18 protein-coding genes are annotated in these 18,874 nt (G+C 63.1%); 11 read left to right on the plus strand and 7 right to left on the minus strand.

From position 1 onward, the window contains the following. Positions 1–165: 165 nt before the first annotated feature. The 3 genes from ACUCCZ_RS03425 (at position 166) to ACUCCZ_RS03435 (ending at position 4,679) form a co-directional block, all read left to right on the plus strand. Positions 166–1,911: a proline--tRNA ligase gene (locus ACUCCZ_RS03425; RefSeq protein ID WP_435918077.1), complete on the plus strand. Its 1,746-nt coding sequence runs from the start codon at positions 166–168 to the stop codon at positions 1,909–1,911. A gap of 161 nt (positions 1,912–2,072) precedes the next feature. Further along, positions 2,073–3,824 carry a TIGR03767 family metallophosphoesterase gene (locus tag ACUCCZ_RS03430; protein WP_435918076.1) on the plus strand — a complete coding sequence of 584 codons (1,752 nt, stop codon included), beginning with the start codon at positions 2,073–2,075 and terminating at the stop codon, positions 3,822–3,824. A gap of 129 nt (positions 3,825–3,953) precedes the next feature. Continuing rightward, positions 3,954–4,679, plus strand: a complete 726-nt coding sequence (locus tag ACUCCZ_RS03435; protein ID WP_462981555.1) for a sulfite exporter TauE/SafE family protein — start codon at positions 3,954–3,956, stop codon at positions 4,677–4,679. A gap of 31 nt (positions 4,680–4,710) precedes the next feature. Here the strand turns inward: ACUCCZ_RS03435 and ACUCCZ_RS03440 are convergent, their stop codons facing one another. Then, positions 4,711–5,655: a DUF4439 domain-containing protein gene (locus tag ACUCCZ_RS03440; protein WP_435918074.1), complete on the minus strand. Its 945-nt coding sequence runs from the start codon at positions 5,653–5,655 to the stop codon at positions 4,711–4,713. Positions 5,656–5,799: 144 nt separating this feature from the next. Between ACUCCZ_RS03440 and rimP the strand changes: the two genes are divergently transcribed. From rimP to rbfA, 8 genes are all read left to right on the plus strand, one after another. After that, positions 5,800–6,336, plus strand: coding sequence for a ribosome maturation factor RimP (gene rimP, locus ACUCCZ_RS03445; RefSeq protein ID WP_435918073.1), 537 nt, complete (start codon positions 5,800–5,802; stop codon positions 6,334–6,336). Position 6,337: 1 nt separating this feature from the next. Next, entirely contained in the window at positions 6,338–7,309 is a 972-nt protein-coding gene (gene nusA, locus ACUCCZ_RS03450; RefSeq protein ID WP_435918072.1) for a transcription termination factor NusA, read from the plus strand. Positions 7,310–7,398: 89 nt separating this feature from the next. Continuing rightward, entirely contained in the window at positions 7,399–7,647 is a 249-nt protein-coding gene (locus tag ACUCCZ_RS03455) for a YlxR family protein (protein WP_435918071.1), read from the plus strand. 219 nt (positions 7,648–7,866) lie between these two features. Further along, positions 7,867–10,764 (plus strand): translation initiation factor IF-2, encoded by a 2,898-nt coding sequence (infB, locus tag ACUCCZ_RS03460; RefSeq protein ID WP_435918070.1) that lies wholly within the window; start codon positions 7,867–7,869, stop codon positions 10,762–10,764. 666 nt (positions 10,765–11,430) lie between these two features. Further along, positions 11,431–12,234 carry an ABC transporter ATP-binding protein gene (locus tag ACUCCZ_RS03465; RefSeq protein ID WP_435918069.1) on the plus strand — a complete coding sequence of 268 codons (804 nt, stop codon included), beginning with the start codon at positions 11,431–11,433 and terminating at the stop codon, positions 12,232–12,234. Further along, positions 12,231–13,403: a conjugal transfer protein TraL gene (locus ACUCCZ_RS03470; RefSeq protein WP_435918068.1), complete on the plus strand. Its 1,173-nt coding sequence runs from the start codon at positions 12,231–12,233 to the stop codon at positions 13,401–13,403. The genes ACUCCZ_RS03465 and ACUCCZ_RS03470 overlap by 4 nt, the downstream gene beginning before the upstream one ends. After that, positions 13,400–14,011 carry a hypothetical protein gene (locus ACUCCZ_RS03475; protein ID WP_435918067.1) on the plus strand — a complete coding sequence of 204 codons (612 nt, stop codon included), beginning with the start codon at positions 13,400–13,402 and terminating at the stop codon, positions 14,009–14,011. Before ACUCCZ_RS03470 ends, ACUCCZ_RS03475 begins: the two co-directional genes overlap by 4 nt. A gap of 80 nt (positions 14,012–14,091) precedes the next feature. After that, complete coding sequence (gene rbfA, locus ACUCCZ_RS03480) at positions 14,092–14,523, plus strand: 30S ribosome-binding factor RbfA (protein WP_435918066.1); 432 nt, start codon at positions 14,092–14,094, stop codon at positions 14,521–14,523. Between the two features lie 63 nt (positions 14,524–14,586). Here the strand turns inward: rbfA and ACUCCZ_RS03485 are convergent, their stop codons facing one another. The 6 genes from ACUCCZ_RS03485 to ACUCCZ_RS03510 form a co-directional block, all read right to left on the minus strand. After that, positions 14,587–15,960 carry a sn-glycerol-1-phosphate dehydrogenase gene (locus ACUCCZ_RS03485; protein WP_435918065.1) on the minus strand — a complete coding sequence of 458 codons (1,374 nt, stop codon included), beginning with the start codon at positions 15,958–15,960 and terminating at the stop codon, positions 14,587–14,589. A gap of 2 nt (positions 15,961–15,962) precedes the next feature. Further along, on the minus strand, positions 15,963–16,262 hold the full coding sequence (locus ACUCCZ_RS03490; RefSeq protein ID WP_202725537.1) for an HPr family phosphocarrier protein: 300 nt from the start codon (positions 16,260–16,262) through the stop codon (positions 15,963–15,965). Then, on the minus strand, positions 16,259–16,627 hold the full coding sequence (locus tag ACUCCZ_RS03495; protein WP_069102733.1) for a PTS glucitol/sorbitol transporter subunit IIA: 369 nt from the start codon (positions 16,625–16,627) through the stop codon (positions 16,259–16,261). Before ACUCCZ_RS03495 ends, ACUCCZ_RS03490 begins: the two co-directional genes overlap by 4 nt. A 27-nt stretch (positions 16,628–16,654) precedes the next feature. Next, entirely contained in the window at positions 16,655–17,704 is a 1,050-nt protein-coding gene (srlE, locus tag ACUCCZ_RS03500; RefSeq protein WP_202725536.1) for a PTS glucitol/sorbitol transporter subunit IIB, read from the minus strand. Between the two features lies 1 nt (position 17,705). Then, positions 17,706–18,284, minus strand: coding sequence for a PTS glucitol/sorbitol transporter subunit IIC (gene srlA / locus ACUCCZ_RS03505; protein WP_069102735.1), 579 nt, complete (start codon positions 18,282–18,284; stop codon positions 17,706–17,708). An 83-nt stretch (positions 18,285–18,367) separates the two neighbouring features. Then, a complete protein-coding gene (locus ACUCCZ_RS03510) occupies positions 18,368–18,874 on the minus strand; it encodes a transcriptional regulator GutM (RefSeq protein WP_202725535.1) in 507 nt (168 codons plus the stop codon).

Consider the following 18,874-nt stretch of genomic DNA (forward strand, 5'->3'; position numbering starts at 1 on the left):
CGTCGGGTGCGACCTCCTGAGAGTCCGGCTACAGGTAGACAGTGCGTTGGCGAAATCGGCCACCGTCCTTCTTGCCACTAGGATTCAACGTGGTCGTGGCCGGTCACGTCGAAGGGCGGCGGAGGGTCGAGCGCGGCCGGGAAGGTACACGTCGTGTTGACGCGCATGTCACAGCTCTTCGTCCGAACCCTGCGAGAGGATCCGGCCGACGCCGAGGTCCCCAGCCATCGTTGGCTGGTGCGGGCCGGGTACATCCGTCGGGTTGCTCCCGGCATCTACTCATGGCTGCCACTGGGTCTCCGGGTGATGCGCAAGATCGAGGCCATCTGCCACGAGGAGATGGCTGGAATTGGAGCTCAGGAGGTGTGCTTCCCCGCACTCCTCGCCTCCGATCCTTACAAGGAGACTGGTCGCTGGGTTGAGTACGGCGACAACCTCTTCCGTCTCAAGGATCGCAAGGGGGTGGAGATGTTGCTGGGCCCGACCCACGAGGAGATGTTCACCCTCATGGTCAAGGACCTGTACTCCTCGTACAAGGATCTGCCACTGTGTCTCTACCAGATCCAGAACAAGTACCGAGACGAGGCTCGTCCGCGCGCTGGCATCCTGCGTGGCCGCGAGTTCGTCATGATGGACGCTTACTCCTTCGACGTCGCCCCGGCGGGTCTCGACGAGGCCTACCAGGCCCAGCGCGACGCCTACATCCGCATCTTCAACCGTCTCGGCCTCGACTATGCCATCGTCAAAGCGATGTCCGGTCCGATGGGTGGTTCTCGCTCCGAGGAGTTCCTGGCCATAGCTGACAATGGTGAGGACACCTTCGTGCGTTCTCCCGGTGGCTATGCAGCCAATGTCGAGGCGGTTCGGATGACTGCCCCGGACCCGCTGCCGATCGAGGGGCTGCCGGATGCGGAGGTCGTCGACACCCCCGAGGTTCCCACCATCGAGTCCCTGGTTCGGATGGCCAACGAGGTGCGTCCTCGCGAGGATCGTCCTTGGACCGGGGCTGACACCCTCAAGAACGTCGTCTTCATGGTGACCCATCCTGACGGCAAGCGTGAGCCGCTGGCCATCGGTCTGCCAGGAAATCGCGAGGTCGACGAGAAGCGGCTCGAGGCCGCACTCGAGCCGGCCGTGGCTGAGCCCTTCACGGAAGAGGACTTCGCTGCCAACCCACAGTTGGTCAAGGGGTACATCGGCCCGGGATCCCTGGGCGAGGAGAACTCCTCGAAGGTGCGCTATCTCGTCGATCCCCGTGTCGTCACCGGCACGTCCTGGATCACCGGCGCCGACCAGACGGATCGTCACGTCTTCAACATGGTGGCAGGACGAGACTTCACCCCCGATGGAGTCATCGACGTCGCCGAGATCCGCGAGGGCGATCCCGCTCCCGACGGCAGTGGTGAGCTGCACCTGTCCCGCGGTATCGAGATTGGCCATATTTTCCAGCTCGGCAAGAAGTACGCCGACGCCCTGGGTCTCAAGGTGCTCGACCAGAATGGCAAGCTCGTGACCGTCACCATGGGTTCCTATGGTCTGGGTGTTTCGCGCGCGGTGGCCGCCATCGCCGAGAGCACCTGTGACGACAAGGGGCTGGCCTGGCCTCGCGAGGTCGCTCCCTTTGACGTCCAGGTGCTCGCCACCGGCAAGGGCTCGGAGATCCTCGAGGAGGCGACCAGGATTGCCAGTGAGTTGGCCGAGGCCGGACTCGAGGTGCTCCTGGACGACCGCAAGGCGTCCCCAGGCGTGAAGTTTGCCGACAGTGAGATCCTCGGTATGCCGACCTCGGTCGTCGTTGGCCGGGGGCTTAAAGATGGCCTGGTCGAAGTGCGCGACCGTGCCACGGGTGAGAACCGTCAGGTTGGAGTAGCCGAGGCTGTGCGCGCCGTCCTCAAGAAGGTGCACGGGTGAAAGCCGAAGTGGTGGCTCACGTTTGATCGACCAACATCTGTACGTTACTGAATGGTCGCCAACTGTTCTCGAAATCTGGCGCGGAAATGACCCAACAAAAGCCTGACAATGGTGTTCGTAAGTCAGGCTGAAAGACCCCTCGACCTTGCGAAAGGTGAACGATGCCGGAGAACGAAGACGAGTTGACCAGAAATGACGACAAGGCGGCCAGAAATACGCTGGGACGGCGGACGTTTCTTGGTGGTATGACCCTGGTCGCCGCTGCGGCGGTGACTGGCACCACCCCAGCGTTGGCCCATGCCTCGAAGCGTCTCCATTCCACGTCCGGCACCACCCTTGAACAGGTGGGTCTGCGGGATCCGGGCAGCGGCTACCGCAGGATCAAGGCACAGCGCGGTTACCCGCTCGTCGTCCGTGAGGAACTCGCTAGGGGCAAGAGCGGACGCGACGACCGCCGCGATGGCTTGGCGTCCTTCGTTCAGGTGACCGACCTGCACGTGACCGACGTACAGTCACCGATGAGGGTCGAATTCCTGCATCCGCTGGCTGGCCCGGCCTTCCGCCCGCAGGAGGCCTTGGGTCCACTTGCCACGGCCTCCCTGGTGCGTCGCGTCAATTCCCTCCGGGGCGGTCCGGCCACCGGACGGGCTTTCGACGCCCTCGTCAGTACTGGTGACAACACCGATAATCACGAACACGTGGAACTCGACTGGTATCTCACGTTGTTGGCCGGTGGCACGATCGTCCCGAATACTGGTGCTCGTGATCGCTGGGAGAGTGTGCAAACCTTCGGGGATCCGCTGTTTTACAATCCTGAAGCGCATCACGGCGACATGTACAAACGTGCCGGCTTTCCCCAGGTCGACGGCTACTTCCGTCGCGTCATGGCCCCGGTGTCGTCCGCGGGTGTGAAGATCCCGTGGTACGCGGTGTTCGGAAACCACGACGACTCAGTCCAAGGCACGCTGCCTGCTGATTGGGAGTTTCTGAAGGCGATGTACACCAGCGATCGAAAGATCACTGGTTTCGCCAGTGACAGGGACGCCAAGGCGTACGTTCAGGCTGCCCAAGGCGGCGGACCGGTCGCGCTGTCCAATGATGCCGTCTCGCTGACTCGGCGGGTCACTGCGGATGAGCGGCGCGTGCCCTTCACTCCTTTTGAGTTCATCAAGGCTCACTTGCGTGAGGATGTTGATGGTGCAGGTCCGCATGGTCACGGTTTCAGCGAAAATGACCTCAACGCGGTACGCGGTTATTACACCTTCCCGATCGCAGAAGGCGTGACCGGTATCAGCCTGGACTCCACCAACCGGGCCGGATACACCAATGGTTCCATCGACGACCGTCAGTGGACGTGGCTTGAATCCGTGCTGCGTGCCGGTAGCAGCGTGTACTACGACGATCTGGGTGTGCGGCAGCATCACGAGGCCAGCGACACCATGTTCGTCCTTTTCAGCCATCATGACTCGAAGACGATGAACAACCCCGTCCTCCCCGGTGACGGCACTGGTATTCGTCATCTCGGCCCTGAACTGGTCTCCCTGCTGTCGCACTACCCGAATGTGGTCGCGTGGGTCAACGGTCATGTGCATGCCAACAACATCACCGCTCACCGGCACGCTCTCGACGCCCGCCGTAGCTGGTGGGAGATCAACACGGCGTCGCATGTCGACTTTCCCCAGATGGCCCGTGTCATCGAGCTTGCTGACAATCACGATGGCACCGTGAGCATCTTCACGACCTTGATCGAGTCCAATGCCCCTTATCAGGCCGACTATGACACCACGGACCCGGATGGTCTGGCCAGTCTGTACCGAGAGTTTGGCGCGAACGACATCCATACGATGGCACGTAGGCTTGGTACATCGGTCGATCACAACACGGAGTTGCTACTGGCACATCCGTGGGCCTGAGGCATTTCCGGACCGAGAACATGTCGGGCCCCGCCCTTTTCAGGAGGCGGGGCCCCTAAGTGTTGGTGTCATACGGAAGGTTGACACGTGACGTCGTGGGTCTTTGCTGGTCTTGTCCTCGCCGCCTTCATGGCAGGGTGGGTCAACGCCGTCGTGGGTGGGGGCGGACTCATCATGCTGCCGTCCTTGTTGGTTGGTTTGCCGACCGAGACGCCGGTGGCGACGATCGTCGGGACGAATAAGACGGCCCAAGTCGTCGGGAACCTCACCGCTGGAGTGGGGTACTTGCGCAAGCAGCGCCCGGACTGGCGGATGTTCCTCTCAGCGGCCGGCATGGCCGTCATCGGCGCGGTGATCGGTGCTCGGATCGTCACTTACATGTCCCGAGCGGTCTACACTCCCATCCTGCTCATCGTCCTCGTGGTCATAGGGATCTACACCTGGAGACGACCAGCCCTGGGCGTGAGCTCGCACGGAGAGGGCGGGAAACACCCCGTTCTGGTTCCGATCATCGGCCTCTTCCTGGGGTGTTACGACGGAGCCATCGGACCGGGGGTCGGGACTTTCTGGGTACTCACCTATGTCGCTGTGGGTGGCTATTCCTTCCTCAAGGCGTCCGGGATGGCGAAGATCTGCAACGCGGTGACGAACCTCGTCACGATCACGACGTTGGCCATTCACGGTCATGTCTGGTGGCATGTCGCCTGGCCGCTCGTCATCGCCAACGTCATGGGTGGGTTGATCGGCACCCGGACGGCCATGAGGTATGGCAATGGTTTCGTCCGGACGATGTTCCTCATCATCACCAGCGTGCTGGCAGTACGGATGCTGGTTCAGCTGATCTGGGGAATCTGAGTCGTGTTGCCGCCGGGGCGCGGCTTCCTGCTCACACCCAGCCGGGCCAGGTCGTCACCCCAGTGCCCAGATGGGCGAGGACCTCAGTCTGGCTGGCCATCGCAGCGACGGCGTGCGGACGTGCCGGAGCCGGGCTCGCGGCTGTCACTCGACCCCAGCCAGACAGCACATTGTCTTCCAGGTCGGACCACAGCGAACGGGTCGCTGCCGCATTGACAGGGGTCGTCGGCATGGGGTAGCCAGGCAGATCAGGGGTCGGGGTAGCAGAGGCCTCGCGGATACCCCGGCGGACCTCGGCGCGCTGGGCGATGACCCGGTCGCGTCGCCGCCATCCCCAGGCGCGAAGCGGGTCGCCCTCGGCAAGGCGACCAATGCCCCATTCCAGGCCTGCCACGAGGGCATTGAGATGGGTCAGGAGTGCCTGCTGGGCATTGACGAGAGGTTCCTGCCCGACGGTGACCGGGACAACCTTGGGCGTGGGACGTGGAGCGGGGGCGTCGGGGTCGAAAGCTGAGCAGAACACCGAGAGACTGGCCCACACCAGGGATTCCGAGGGGTCACCCGCGGCTCGGCAATTCGACAGATATTGGGTAGCGGCAGCCTTTTCGTGACGCTGCAACAAGGCAACTGGCGATCCCTGTCCGGCGGTCAACGGTGAAGGTGAGACCGAGGAGGATGGAGAGCCCGTGTTTCCGGAGAAGGGGTCAGTCTGGCTCAGCACCTGACAATGCCGATGATGGGCAGCAGCGACGCGCTGGTACATCACCTTCCGGCCGCCACCGACGGTACTCGCGGCTTTCGTCGCCAACTGCGCCAGAAGGGCTTCCTGGGACACGGCATCGCGACGTTGTGGGGCTGCGCTGGCGATGGTTGAGCGCACCGGAGTCGTCTTCTTGGCGGGCTCATGATCGCACCCCGTCAGCCCGATGGCGACGAGACTGGCTCCACTGGCAAGAAGGGTTCTCCGAGCGATCATGTGTTCACCCTATCCATACTGAAGCTGTCCCTTCGACGTGACATCGGGGATCACCCAGGTGGGAAGGTGACGATATCCGGGCGACGGGACTGAGCGGCTAGACTCGGTGCGGACAATGTGCAACGACAACAGGATGAGACACAGATGAATGCAGAGAGGCTCACCAGTCTGCTGGAACCAGTCGTGTCCCAGCTCGGGCTCGAAGTCGATCGCGTCGAGATCGTGCCCGCCGGGCGACGCCGCCTGGTGCGAGTGACGGTCGACGGGGATGGCCCTGACGGCCACGGACCCAGCCTTGACGAGATTTCCGAGGCCACCGCCGAGATCTCCCGCTGCCTTGATGAGTCCGACGCCATGGGGGAGTCGCCGTACACCCTCGAGGTGTCGTCGCGTGGTGTCTCCACTCCGTTGACCCAACCGCGTCACTACCGACGCAACCTCGGACGCATGGTGCGATTCACCCTCAATCCAGCCGGGAGCCAGAAGCCGGGGGAGACCCTCGATGGTCGCATCGTCGAGACGGCGGAGGGGAAGGTCACTGTCGAGGTCGAGGCAGAGAACTCGAAGCCTCACAAGCCCGTGTACACCACCCGTGAGGTCCAGCTGGCCGACGTGGCGAAGGCCGTCGTGCAGGTGGAGCTCAATCGTCGCGACGCGCAGGCGTCGGAGGAGGAGAACTGAGATGGACATCGATCTGTCGACCCTGCGCATGATCGAACGGGACAAGGACATCCCGCTCGAGTACCTGCTGACGACCCTCGAGGACGCCCTCCTCAACGCCTACGACAAGACGGAGGCTCCCGAGAAGGGGGCCAAGATCCAGCTCGATCGCAAGACCGGGAACGTCGCCGTCATGATCCCGGAGAAGGACGAGGAGGGGGAGATCGTCGGCTGGTATGACGGCACCCCCGACGATTTCGGGCGCGTGGCTGCCTCAACGGCCCGTCAGGTGATCCTCCAGCGTCTGCGTGAGGCCGAGGACGAGCAGAAGTACGGCCATTTCGCGGCAGTCGAGGGTGACGTCATCACTGGGGTGGTCCAGCAGTCCTACCGCGACACCCGCACGGTTCGCGTCGACCTGGGCGCTCTGGAGGGCATCATGCCCCCGGCCGAGCAGGTCCCCGGTGAGGACTACTCGCATGGCCGTCGTGTCCGCGTCTACGTCGTCGCGGTGCGCAAGGAGCTTCGTGGCCCGCAGGTGATTGTCTCGCGCACCCACCCGAACCTGGTGCGCAAGCTCTTCGCCATGGAGGTCCCCGAGATCGAGCAGGGCGTCGTCGAGATCAAGGCCTTGGCTCGCGAGGCCGGTCATCGCTCCAAGATCGCCGTCGTCTCCCACAATCCCGACGTCTCGGCCAAGGGCGCCTGCATCGGACCGATGGGTCAGCGTGTGCGCGCCGTCATGCATGAGTTGGGCGAGGAGAAGATCGACATCATCGACTGGTCGGAGGATCCCGCCGAGTTCGTGGGTTCGGCTCTCTCACCGGCGAAGGTGGCGTCGGTGACGGTCATCGATCCCAAGGCCAAGGCTGCCAGGGCGATCGTCCCGGACTACCAGCTCTCCCTGGCCATTGGACGTGAGGGGCAGAACGCCCGTCTGGCAGCCCGACTCACGGGGTGGCGTATTGACATCCGTCCTGACAACCAGGTGTGAGACTCCTTGAGGTGGCCGACGCCCCGATCCTCTACGTGGACGATCGGGGCGTCGTGCTTTTCTCCCGCCCTCTCGCCTAGGGTTGTCGGGTGACCAGACGACCCCAACGCACCTGCGTCGGATGCCGACGCGTCGACGATCTAGCCCACATGAGGCGTTATGTGCTGATTGACGGGGTCGTCGTGGCAGACCCGACTGGCAGTGCAGCCGGAAGGGGAGCCCACGTCCATCCTGACGGCGAGTGCTGGAAGTGTGCCGTGGCCGGGGGATTCGCTCGGTCCTTCCGACAGCGGGTGACCGTCGATCAGAGTGACGAGGACACGTGGCCAGTGCGGTGAGTTGGGCTCGATGGGCCATTTTCGGTAAAGTTAACACTGCATGTCCGCCGGGAGGTCCGGCGGCCTCACCGAATCGTGTCCTTGGCAGGTCGGTCATTCTGGCTCGAGGGGACTGAATAGGAAGTGGGCACAAGCTCATGAACACTCGATGAGTTCGCACCAATGAGGATTCACAACAACTAGGCCCAGGTCCACCGCGGCCGGGCCCGAAGGAGAGTAGTGGCCAAGGTCCGCGTCTATGAGCTCGCGAAGGAGCTCGGACTGTCAAGCAAGCAGCTTCTGGGGAAGCTCAACGACATGGGCGAGTTCGTCCGATCGGCTTCCTCAACCATTGAGGCACCAGTTGCGCGGCGACTGCGTGACCAGATCGGTTCGGCTGAACCGGCTGGCGACGCCAAGCCCGCGAAGCCTGCGGCTCGCACGTCGCAGGCGTCTTCCAGGGGAAAGTCCAAGGAGGCCCCGTCGGCCAGGCCGACTCCCGGTCCGAAGCCGGGACCCGCACCGAAGCCGACGCCTGCCCCCCCTCCCGGTACCAGTGGAGGCCCGAAGCCGGGGCGCAGTTCTGCAGCTCGCACCAGCGCGACTCCGCGCCCGGGTCTCATGAAGTCTTCCGGTGGCTCCAAGCAGGAGACCCCGGCACCGAAGAGCGACGCCAAGCCGGCTCCCAAGCCTGGTCAGAATGCCGCCAAGCCCCGTACCCCGGCCCCCGGCCCGAAGCCGGGTGTGTCGGCCAAGTCCGCCATCCCGAAGCCGGGTGCCCGTCCGGGCCCGCGTCCGGGTGGGTCTGGCGGGCTGCCGTCGAGTGCTCGACCCGGTCCGCGTCCGGGTGCTGGTCGTCGGACCGGCGTACCGCGTCCCGGGAACAACCCGTTCGCCTCCAGCCAGGGAATGGGCCAGTCCCGGCATCGTCCTGAGGGCGGACAGCGCTCCGGTGGAGCTCCTCGTCCAGGTCAGGGCGAGCGTATGCCGCGTCCGGGCGGCAGCCAGGGATCGCGTGGCGGTTCCGGTATACCTCGTCCGAACCCGGCGATGATGCCGAAGCACCAGTCGTCCCAGATTGGTCAGGCAAACACTGGCCGTGGTGGCCGCGGCGGCGGTCGTGGTCGCGGCGGATCCCGTGGGGGCGGTTTCGGTGGAGGCTTCGGCGGAGGACCTCGTGGTCCCGTCGCCGGTGGCCGCGGAGGTCGTGGCGGTCGCGGTACCCAGGGTGCCTTCGGTCGTGGTGGTTCCCGGCGTGGTCGAAAGTCCCGCAAGCAGCGCAGGCAAGAGTTCGACGAGATGCAGGCACCGCTGGTTGGCGGTGTGCGTGTTCGCAAGGGTAATGGTGAGACCGTTCGACTGCGTCGTGGTGCCTCGCTGACCGATCTCGCTGAGAAGATCAATGCCGAGTCAGCACAGCTGGTGCAGGTGCTGTTCAACCTTGGCGAAATGGTGACTGCCACCCAGTCTGTGTCTGACGACACCTTGGAGATCCTGGGCGGCGAGCTCAACTACGACATTCAGGTCGTGTCCCCGGAGGACGAGGATCGTGAGCTGCTTGAGTCCTTCGATCTTGAGTTCGGCGAGAACGAGGGCGATGAGGAGGACCTCGTCGCACGTCCGCCGGTCGTCACCGTCATGGGTCACGTTGACCACGGCAAGACCAAGCTGCTGGACGCCCTGCGTCACACCCATGTGGTGGAGGGCGAGGCCGGTGGCATCACCCAGGCCATCGGTGCCTACCAGGTCGAGACCGAGGTCGACGACGTCGAGCGCGCCATCACCTTCATCGACACCCCGGGTCACGAGGCCTTCACGGCCATGCGTGCTCGTGGCGCCAAGTCGACCGACATCGCGGTGTTGGTCGTTGCTGCTGATGACGGCGTCATGCCGCAGACCGTTGAGGCAGTGAACCACGCCAAGGCTGCCGACGTGCCGATCGTGGTGGCCGTCAACAAGATCGACAAGCCGGAGTCCGATCCGGACAAGGTGCGCGGACAGCTCACCGAGTACGGATTGGTTCCTGAGGAGTACGGCGGCGACACCATGTTCGTCAATGTCTCCGCTCGTACCCACGAGGGTCTTGACGATCTGCTCGAGGCCATCATCTTGACCGCCGACGCAGCTCTGGACCTTCGCGCCAACCCGGACATGGCTGCTCAGGGTGTTGCCATCGAGGCCCACCTCGACAGGGGGCGTGGCCCGGTGGCCACCGCCCTCATTCAGCGCGGAACCCTGCACATTGGTGATTCCATCGTTGCCGGGTCCTCCTACGGGCGTGTTCGCGCCATGGTCAATGATCAGGGTGCGAGCGTTGACGAGGCTGCCCCGGCCACCCCGGTACAGGTTCTCGGCCTCACCTCGGTTCCCGGTGCTGGTGACAACTTCCTGGTCGTCGACGATGACCGGATGGCTCGCCAGATCGCCGAGAAGCGCGAGGCGCGCATGCGTGCTGCCCAGCAGGCCAAGTCGTCGCGTCGCAAGACTCTCGACCAGCTGTTCGAGCAGCTCGAGAAGGGCGAGACCGAGGAGCTGCTGCTCATCCTCAAGGGTGACGGCGCCGGCTCGGTCGAGGCTCTGGAGGACGCCTTGGCCAAGATTGACGTGGGCGACGAGGTCGATCTGCGCGTCATTGACCGCGGCGTCGGTGCCATCACCGAGACCAACGTCTCGCTGGCTGCCGCCTCGAATGCCGTCATCGTGGGCTTCAACGTTCGTCCGACCGCCCATGCCCAGCGCATGGCCGACGAGGAGAACGTCGACATCCGCTACTACTCGGTCATCTATGACGCCATTGACGAGATCGAGGCCGCCCTGCGAGGCATGCTCAAGCCGATCTACGAGGAAAAGGCGATGGGAACTGCGGAGATCCGCCAGATCTTCCGTTCTTCCAAGGTTGGTACGATCGCGGGCTGCATGATCACCGACGGCACCATCCGTCGTCATGCCAAGGCTCGTCTCGTCCGCGACGGTGTGGTGATCCAGGAGACCGAGGTCAACACGCTGCAGCGCGAGAAGGACGCCGTCACCGAGGTGCGCGAGGGTTACGAGTGTGGTCTGACCCTGACCAACTACTCCGACATCCACGTGGGCGACGAGATCCAGTGCTACGAGATGGTGGAGAAGCCTCGCGACTGAGGTTCTTGGTCACTGTCCTGAACGGGGCGTCCGTGCGAAAGCATGGTCGCCCCGTTCATGTGTTCCCAGCCACTTGACCCGTGGTCATCCAAATGATAGAATCTCCTGACCGGTCGGCAATGGGGCTGGCCTTGTTCTCCTGCGTATTCTTTTGGATGGGTGGTTGATGAATGTACAAAAGAGCCGCATTGTAGTTTTGTTGATATCTGCGGTGTCTGTCCTTGGCTTGTCCTCTGCTGTACCAGGACTTGCAGACACCGTCAGAGCGACTCCTGTGACAGCGTGGAAGAACTTGTCTGTCAAGGGAGGATCGGCGACAGCATCAGGAAAAACCCAAGGACATAAGAAAGCCTACATGTCATCAGATGGTGTCTGGCATTCTCGGGCTAATTACATTTTCACTGTCGCGGGTCACAAGAAAACTGACAGGGGCGGTTACGGCAAGATCGACGCTTCCGTTCTTTATTATACCTGTCAGCCCATGCCGGGTGGAAACTGTATACCGAAAGTCTTAAGAACCGGGGCATCAGGCAACACTGGGCGTTTGGTTGGTGGAAAGGCGTACAGATGGGATGCTGACGCCAAGATCCGCGTTGGTCGTAATCAAAGAGGCGGTTGGCAACGTTCTTCTAAGATTTGTATCGACCTAGTGGCTCGACGTGATAAGTGCAGCGATGGGTTGAATTGGTGAGTTCTGACACGATTGAACTTGACCAGGTGGTCGTCCGATACCGGTCCGGGTGGCAACTGGGGCCGGTATCGGCGACCTTTCCGGTGGGGGTGAGTGCCCTTGTCGGCCCCAATGGTTCGGGCAAGACGACGATGCTCGGTGTGCTCACCGGAATCAAACGACCGAGGGCCGGGACGCTACGTCGTGACGGGCAACCCGTGAGGAGACGACGGGAGGGCTCTGGGTACCGGGCCCACATCGGGTACGTTCCGCAGGAATGCACCTGGTCACCGTCGTGGCCGGTCGAAGACTTTCTCACCTTCTGTGCGCGCATGTATCGAGTACCGTCCACGCAGGTCAGGCACAGGTGCCAAGGCGTCATGTCCGATCTGAACGTCGATCAATTCGCCCACCAGCCCATCGGTACTCTGTCGGGCGGTCAAAAGCGTCGGGTCTTCCTCGCGGCGGCACTGGTTCACGACCCCGAGGTGCTCATTCTTGATGAGCCGACCGTGGGCCTGGATCCGGGGGAGCGGATCTCATTTCGCCGTCACGTCGTCGAGCAGGCGGCCTCACGGGTCGTCGTGCTGTCCACCCATCTCATGGATGACGTCGCCCTGTCCGCAGACCAGGTGCATCTGGTCGATGGGGGACACATTACCTGGAGCGGCACGCTGCCCGAATTGATGGCTGCAGCAGGAGAATCTGATTCACAGGACCACGTGTCAGTGGCTGAGCAAGGCTACCTGCACCTGATGCAAGGTCGCGCAGAATCCGAGCTCCTTGAGGGAGACCGATGAAAGCCTGTCTTCGGCAGGCCGTCTGGTCTGGGCTGGGGCTTGCCGTGTTGTGGGTCGCCACGAGCGTTGGCCTGATGCACATGTATCCCCGCGTGTGGAAGTCCTTCGCCTTGACGACGGGGAGTGTCTCGGTGGACACGGTCATCCTGTCTCCAGTGTGCTGCGGAGTCGGGGTGGCGTACGGCGCCCGTCTTCGCCGCGCCGGGGTCACGCGTACATCCCGAGCCTGGCCGCGCAGCGCCACCGCCGCCATCGTCACCACCTGGCTGGTGGGTGTCGGAGCCGTTCTGCTCCTGGCTGTGGGGGTAACGACCGCAATCCTCGCATTGGTGGCTTCCGGTGACGCCGATCCGCGACTCGTGATGGGTTCGGTCCTCACCGCCATGGCCGCCACGGCATTCCTGGCCCTGGGGGCCGTCCTTGGAGTGGCGGCTGGTTCCTATCTGCTCGCCGCTGTCGCTGCCATCGCGGTTTACTTGGTGGCGGGGGCCGTTCCTGAGGCCTATGACCTGCTCATTGGATGGTCTGGTCCTGCGGCCATCGACGGCGCCCCTTCGCATCTCACCTGGCACGCCATCGCGTTGTGGGCTGGACTCGATTGTGCCGTCATCGTCGTCTCCTTGGTGCTCGTGGCCGTGATCACGACACCCGGTGGTGGGCCTTGGCGGCGGTGGCTCACGGCGACGATTCTGGTGGCAGTGGTCATCGTTGACGCCGCAGCGACGATTCGGTTGGAGGAGGTGTGGGAATCCACGGATGATTGGCGGTGTCGTGAGGTCGGCAAGCACGGATCCATGGCATGCGTCTCCGGTGACCTGTCCTGGCGGCTGGAGGAATACGCAACGGCTATGGGCCGCGTCGATGACCTGTTGATGGCCAGCGGGGTCCAAAGACGCATTGTCTACGCCCCCGAGGGAGGGCCAGGGAAGGCCGGTTACCTGCCGGTGCGGACGCACGTGTCGACCTCCTCCACAGCGAGAGAATGGGCCGGGGATCTCAACGCACCCCTGCTGGGTGACAACCTGTTGGGAGTCGAGGATTCCACCTCCTCACAGTGTGACGGGACGGTCGAAATCCTTGACGACGCACTGGTGTCGGTCATGGACGGTCAACCCCTCGCCCCGGACTCGCTGCGATCCATGGTGGCACAGGTGAGGGCTTGTCCATGACGGGTCGGCTCTCCTGCTTCGGATGGTTCCTGCGCAGCCGCGGTCTGGTGGCCGTAGTGGCCTATCTGACGGTGGGAATGGTCTGTGCCCATCACCTTGGCGGCGACCTCGTCACCGTCCCGTTTGCCGGCAGCAGGTCGGTTGATGTGGGGCTGGGGCCTTCGAGCCTGAGTGGCATCCTCGCCTCCGTATTGTTCTCCTCCCCGGACCCACAACGGGAACAGGCCTTCCCCGACCGTCCCATTCGCACCATGAGGGTGGTGTGGGCCGTCATCGTGCTCGTCTGGCCAGTGGCATGGGCTGTCCTGTTCAACGGTGACCAACCTATTTCTCAGTGGTGGGTGCTGTGGTTTGCGCGCAACCATGTCCTGCTGGTGGGACTGGCGATGGTCGCCAGCGTCGTGCTGTCGGTGGCCTGGGCGTGGCTGCCGGGAACGATCTTCGTCCTATCGTGCTGGATCCTGGGTACCAAGGATTCCGCGGCGACTCCCTATTGGTGGGCGCTGCTCGACCGCAGTCCCCTTGACCCGTTGAGTCTGGTAGTGGCGGTCGGACTCGTCGTCGCCGGGTTGGCGCTGCAATGGCACACCCCCGGACCCCCTCGTTGACACTGGCTGCCGCGTGCGTCGGTGGGGAGGGTGTGCAAAAATGGTTGATCCGCTCAGGACACCGATGGCGAGGAGAGATCATGAAGCCACCCAATCCCCGGGTTGCCAAACTGGCCGACCAGATCAGGGTTGTCGTCGCCGAGACCCTCGAGCGTCGCGTCAAAGATCCTCGACTGGGGTTCGTGACGATCACCGATGTGCGTCTGACTGGTGATTCGCGTGATGCCACCTTGTTCTGGACCGCCATGGGCACTGACCAGCAGATTGCATCCACAGCAGCTGCGCTCGAATCTGCCAAGGGGCTGCTGCGATCCACGGTAGGCAAGCGGCTTGGTTTGCGCTACGCCCCGACCCTGACCTTCGTGCGCGATGCCACTCCTGAGACCGCCAAGTCGATCGAGGACGCCTTGGTACGAGCTGCCGCCTCTGATGCCGAGATCGCTCGACGCTCCCAAGGTGCCATGCCTGCCGGTGAGGCTGATCCCTACCGTCATAGCGACGAGGAGGAGTGATAACTCCTGACGACATGGCGTGGCCCCGGATATGAGTCCGAGGTCAGCGTTGTGCCGGAGCAATTAGGTCCACAGTCCGTCCGGGGCGAACACCTCCTCGACGAGTTCCTCGTACCACCCCGCCTCACGTGCCAGGTCCAGGACGGTGTAGCGGGAGCGGTAGTACATAGCCTTGGGGAAGGTTGCCCGCACGTCGGCGGCGGTCAGTCCAATGTCCTCGGGACGGGACGGGGCCCCGGCCCGACGGAGCTGGTCGGCGAACACGCGGGCCCTTACTAGCTGTTTCTCAAGGGCTGCTCGGGTCTCGTGCCATCGGTCAACGACCCGATTGAGACGGGCTCGCAGCCCGTCAGCGTCAACGTATTTGACCTTTGTCTCCTTGACGGCGTGGTCGGCCAGCGCACCCTTAAAGGTTGAGCGGATGTCGGACTCCACCGTCCGCCAGTCGGGCCATGCTGCGACTGCCGCGTCGATGTCGAGCCTGGAGAGGTCTCGGTCGAGGAACTTCTCGTAGAAGGCGAGCATGGCGAGGGTCCCGATGGCGACCTTGTGCCCGTGGGACAGTGGTGGGTTGCGGTCGGCACCCACGTGGGCCAGCTCCCAGATGTGGCTGAAGTAGTGTTCGGCCCCGGATGCTGGACGAGTGCCGTCATAAACCTGCATTGCCAGGCCTGACAGGATGAGACCTTCCACGAGTCCGGAGAATGCTTCCGGATCGCCGCGACGCAGGTCGTCGGGACATGATAGGGCGTCCCGGACGCCGCTCTGGACGAGGGCCCATACATGCTGGTTGAGTGGTTCTACCCCGGCGGCGTCAGCGATGATCCAGTCTGCACCACCGGGAATCTTGGCAGCTAGGTCGCCATATCCGGATGCTGTCATGACTTGTGGTGCGGCGGCGGTGATGTCCAGGTCGAATATGACAACTTGCGGTGCCACGCACTGCTTCGTCACTTTGACCCCATTGTCGCTGATGGGCGCCCCGGCCCCTGTGTAACCGTCCATGGAGGCTGCAGTTCCGACGACGGCGTAACGCCGTCCCAAGTCCTTGGCGGCCAGTTTCGTCAGGTCGTTGATGGTTCCTGACCCGACAGCGACCGGGACGACTGCCGAACCGGTCTCGGTGTCCAGGGTTTGCAGCCGGTCGGCGATGGTGTGGGCGTTGTCTAAGGAGGCATACAGGCAAGGCTCGGCAGGGAAGATCAGCGGGTCGCAGACCGCCACCCCGGCCGAGCGTAAGCCGGCGTCGACGGTTTTCCCGGCCACTGCCCAGGTGCGTTCGTCGGCGACGACAAGGGCGGGCAGGTTGTGGTCCTTGACATAGCACATATGCTCAGCCAGGACCTTTCCGACACGAACGAGGACTCCCCGTCCCACTTCGACGACGTCGGTGTCCCCGGCGTCCGTGACGGCTGCGGCGATGATCGCATCACTCATGGTCAATCGTTCCCTTCGTCTAATGCAGTGTGTGGTGTGGGGTCGTTTGTGGCGGACCTGAGGAATGTCCCGACTTCATGCAGTGTCTCAACCTCATCGGGGCCGTCGGCCAGGATCTCGACGATGTCGCCCTCGCGTACGTCCAATCTCAACAGGTCCGCAAGTCGGGTGAGACTGGCCGTCCCGCGCGAGGATCGCAGGAAGACACTGGCCGAGTGGCCGGAGGCCAGCAGTACGGCCTGTGCGGCCACCCTGGCATGGATCCCGGCAGGGTGGCCTATTGTCACCTCAGTGCGGATCATGCCGACTCGATGAGGATTCTGCTGCCTGCCTGTGGTCTGGGCAGCTCGCCATCGCACCGTACGTGGAGGGCTCCCTCGAGCCTGGGACCGTTGGCGCCGTCAAAGATGAGGGTGACGTGCCCTAAGGAGTCGAGGTTGCGCTGTGCGAGGGCGCCAACTGCTGTGATGGGGAAGCGGTGCTCGCCGATGGCGAGGACGTCGCCGACGCCGATTGTGCCGCTCGAGGTCGCCTCGGGTAGGGCGTAACAGAAATCGCGGAGTTCGTCGGGTGCCTTGCCTCCGAATGTGACAAGCATTTTTTCGTTGAGAAAGGACTCGGCCTGCGAGCCGACGGCGCAGATCTGATTGCGATAGATGACAGACATTGATGTTCTCCGGATCAGGTTTGAGTGTCAGGATGCGTACAGGCCGATGCTGCACAGCCAGGCGATGGCGACTCGTGGGACACCGTTAAGGAATCGCGAGTACAGAACGCTGGGAACGCCAACCTCGACTGTTTCCGGAGCAGCTTCGGCTAGTCCTAGGCCGACCGGGATGAAGTCGCAGGCGTTCTGGGTGTTGATGGCGAACAGCGCCGGAAGGGCCAGGCTGGGATGGATGTTGTGTTTGCCGATTTCCACACCGATGAGGGTTCCGATGATCTGACCGATGACGGCTCCTGGGCCGAGTAGGGGGGACAGGAAGGGCAGCGAGCAGATGAGGCCGAGGACGATGAGCCCGATGCCGTTGCCGGCCAGTGGGATGAGCAGTTTGGTGAACCAGGTACCGAATCCGGAGGCGTTGATGATGCCGATGAGCATGGCCACGAACCCCATGAAGGGGATGACGGTGGTCAGCATGGCCTGCACTGCGTCTCGAGCGGCTTGGTAGAACACTGAGATGACCTTGCCGGCGCCGAGGCCGATCTTGTCCATGACGGTCTTGTTCTTCTTCTCGGCGACGGCCTCGGAAATCTTCTTGTCAGTGCTCCATTTCCCTTGGACGGTGCCTGCCGTTCCGGCTTTTGACCGTGGCGCGACGGTGGCAGCTACAGCAGGGGAAGCGGTGGTGGTGGAGGAGGTAGGTGAGTCGGCCAACCGGACTTGGTCGGCGTCGACGGCGGAGACGTAGATCGACTCGTTGATGTATTGGGCTAACGGACCGCTCTTTCCGGTTGGCATGACGTTGATGGTCGGGATTCCCTTGCGGGGGTAGATCCCGCACCTTAGTGTTCCCCCACAATCGATAATGACGGCCATCGTCTGCTCATCGGGGACAGAGGTGTTGAACCCGTTGATCGGTTCGGCACCAGACAGCTCGGCGATGCGATCAACGACCGGGGGTCGAACGCCTCCGCCGACGATGTAGACGAGCTTGTGTTTAGCCTCGGTCGGGGTGATGGTAATGGGACCGCCGTAGCCGCCGGAGCCATGGGAAACGGTGACGGAATGGTACTCGGTCATCTCAGGCCTCCACAAGGGCGTCGACATGGATGATCTTCCCGTCCATGGTGTCGGGGAGGATGACCTTCTGCTGCCTGCTCACGTATCTCGTGGTCAGGTCGGTCACCCAGCCACCGACGAAGTTGAGGACGAGACCAACGAGCAGATAGCGGATCGCCAGCGGCCCGGTCGGTAGTCCAGCTTTCGTGATGCCCTGGGCGATGCCGAGCCAGATAAATAATTCGGCAGGGTTGATGTGTGGGAAGATCCCGTTGCTGGTGTGGCAGAACTGGGCCGCCGAAGCGAAGTAGCTCGGCTTGTAGCGCTCCGGGAGGAATCGGCCCAGGGAGTGCACCATTGGGTTGCACAGCATAAATGAGCCGATGAAGGGGAGCAGAAGATAACGGCTTACGGGATTGTTTCCGGCTTTCTGGGCGAGGTGGTTGATCCGGTCCTCACCGATGAGGCGGATGATCGAGTTCATGGCGATGAGAAGCATAAGCACCAGGGGTACGATGCTTCCCATCCAGCTCACGAATGTCTTCGCACCTTCTTGGAACAGGCCGACGAACCATTCGGCGGCCTCCACTAGGTAGTGCATGGTCAACTCCTTCGTGTGTGGTGGCGTTCGGGATGGCCCCGGCTGCGGAAGCACCGGGGGAGAATTGTGTTGGGCGGAGCCGATCAGTCGATGGCGGTGAGTCCAGGTCTGCGGGCGACGTGCCGGGTGACAGCTGCGGGTTGTTCACGGGTGTGTCCGACTTTCGCGTCGACTCGGTTGACGATTTTCATAAGCGGGGTCGGGGGCTCGACCGGGATCTCGCCGGCCCGGACTGTGAGGAAGTTGTCACGGGCGTTGGCGATGGCGTGCTGCGTTCCCCGATCAGTTCGTACAGTTGCAGGGTTGATCTCTTCGACAGGCAACCCGTCGAAGACTGGGAAGTCCCTGAACCGGGCCAGAACGGTGATGCCGTTCATACGGCGGCCTGCGACGACACGGTCTCTATCGTCGAGCAGGAACATGACGATGGCGCCCCGGCTCAGGGCGTTCTTTTGTTTGCCGATGGTGACTTTCCCGCGTCTGCGCAGCAGTGTGTAGGTCATGGAGAAATTCCTCATCTGACGCATGCCTAGGGTGACGTTGCACACATAGATGATCGCGACGGTGGCAAGAACGGGCCAGAACATCAT

The organism is Cutibacterium nasicola (assembly GCF_052654715.2).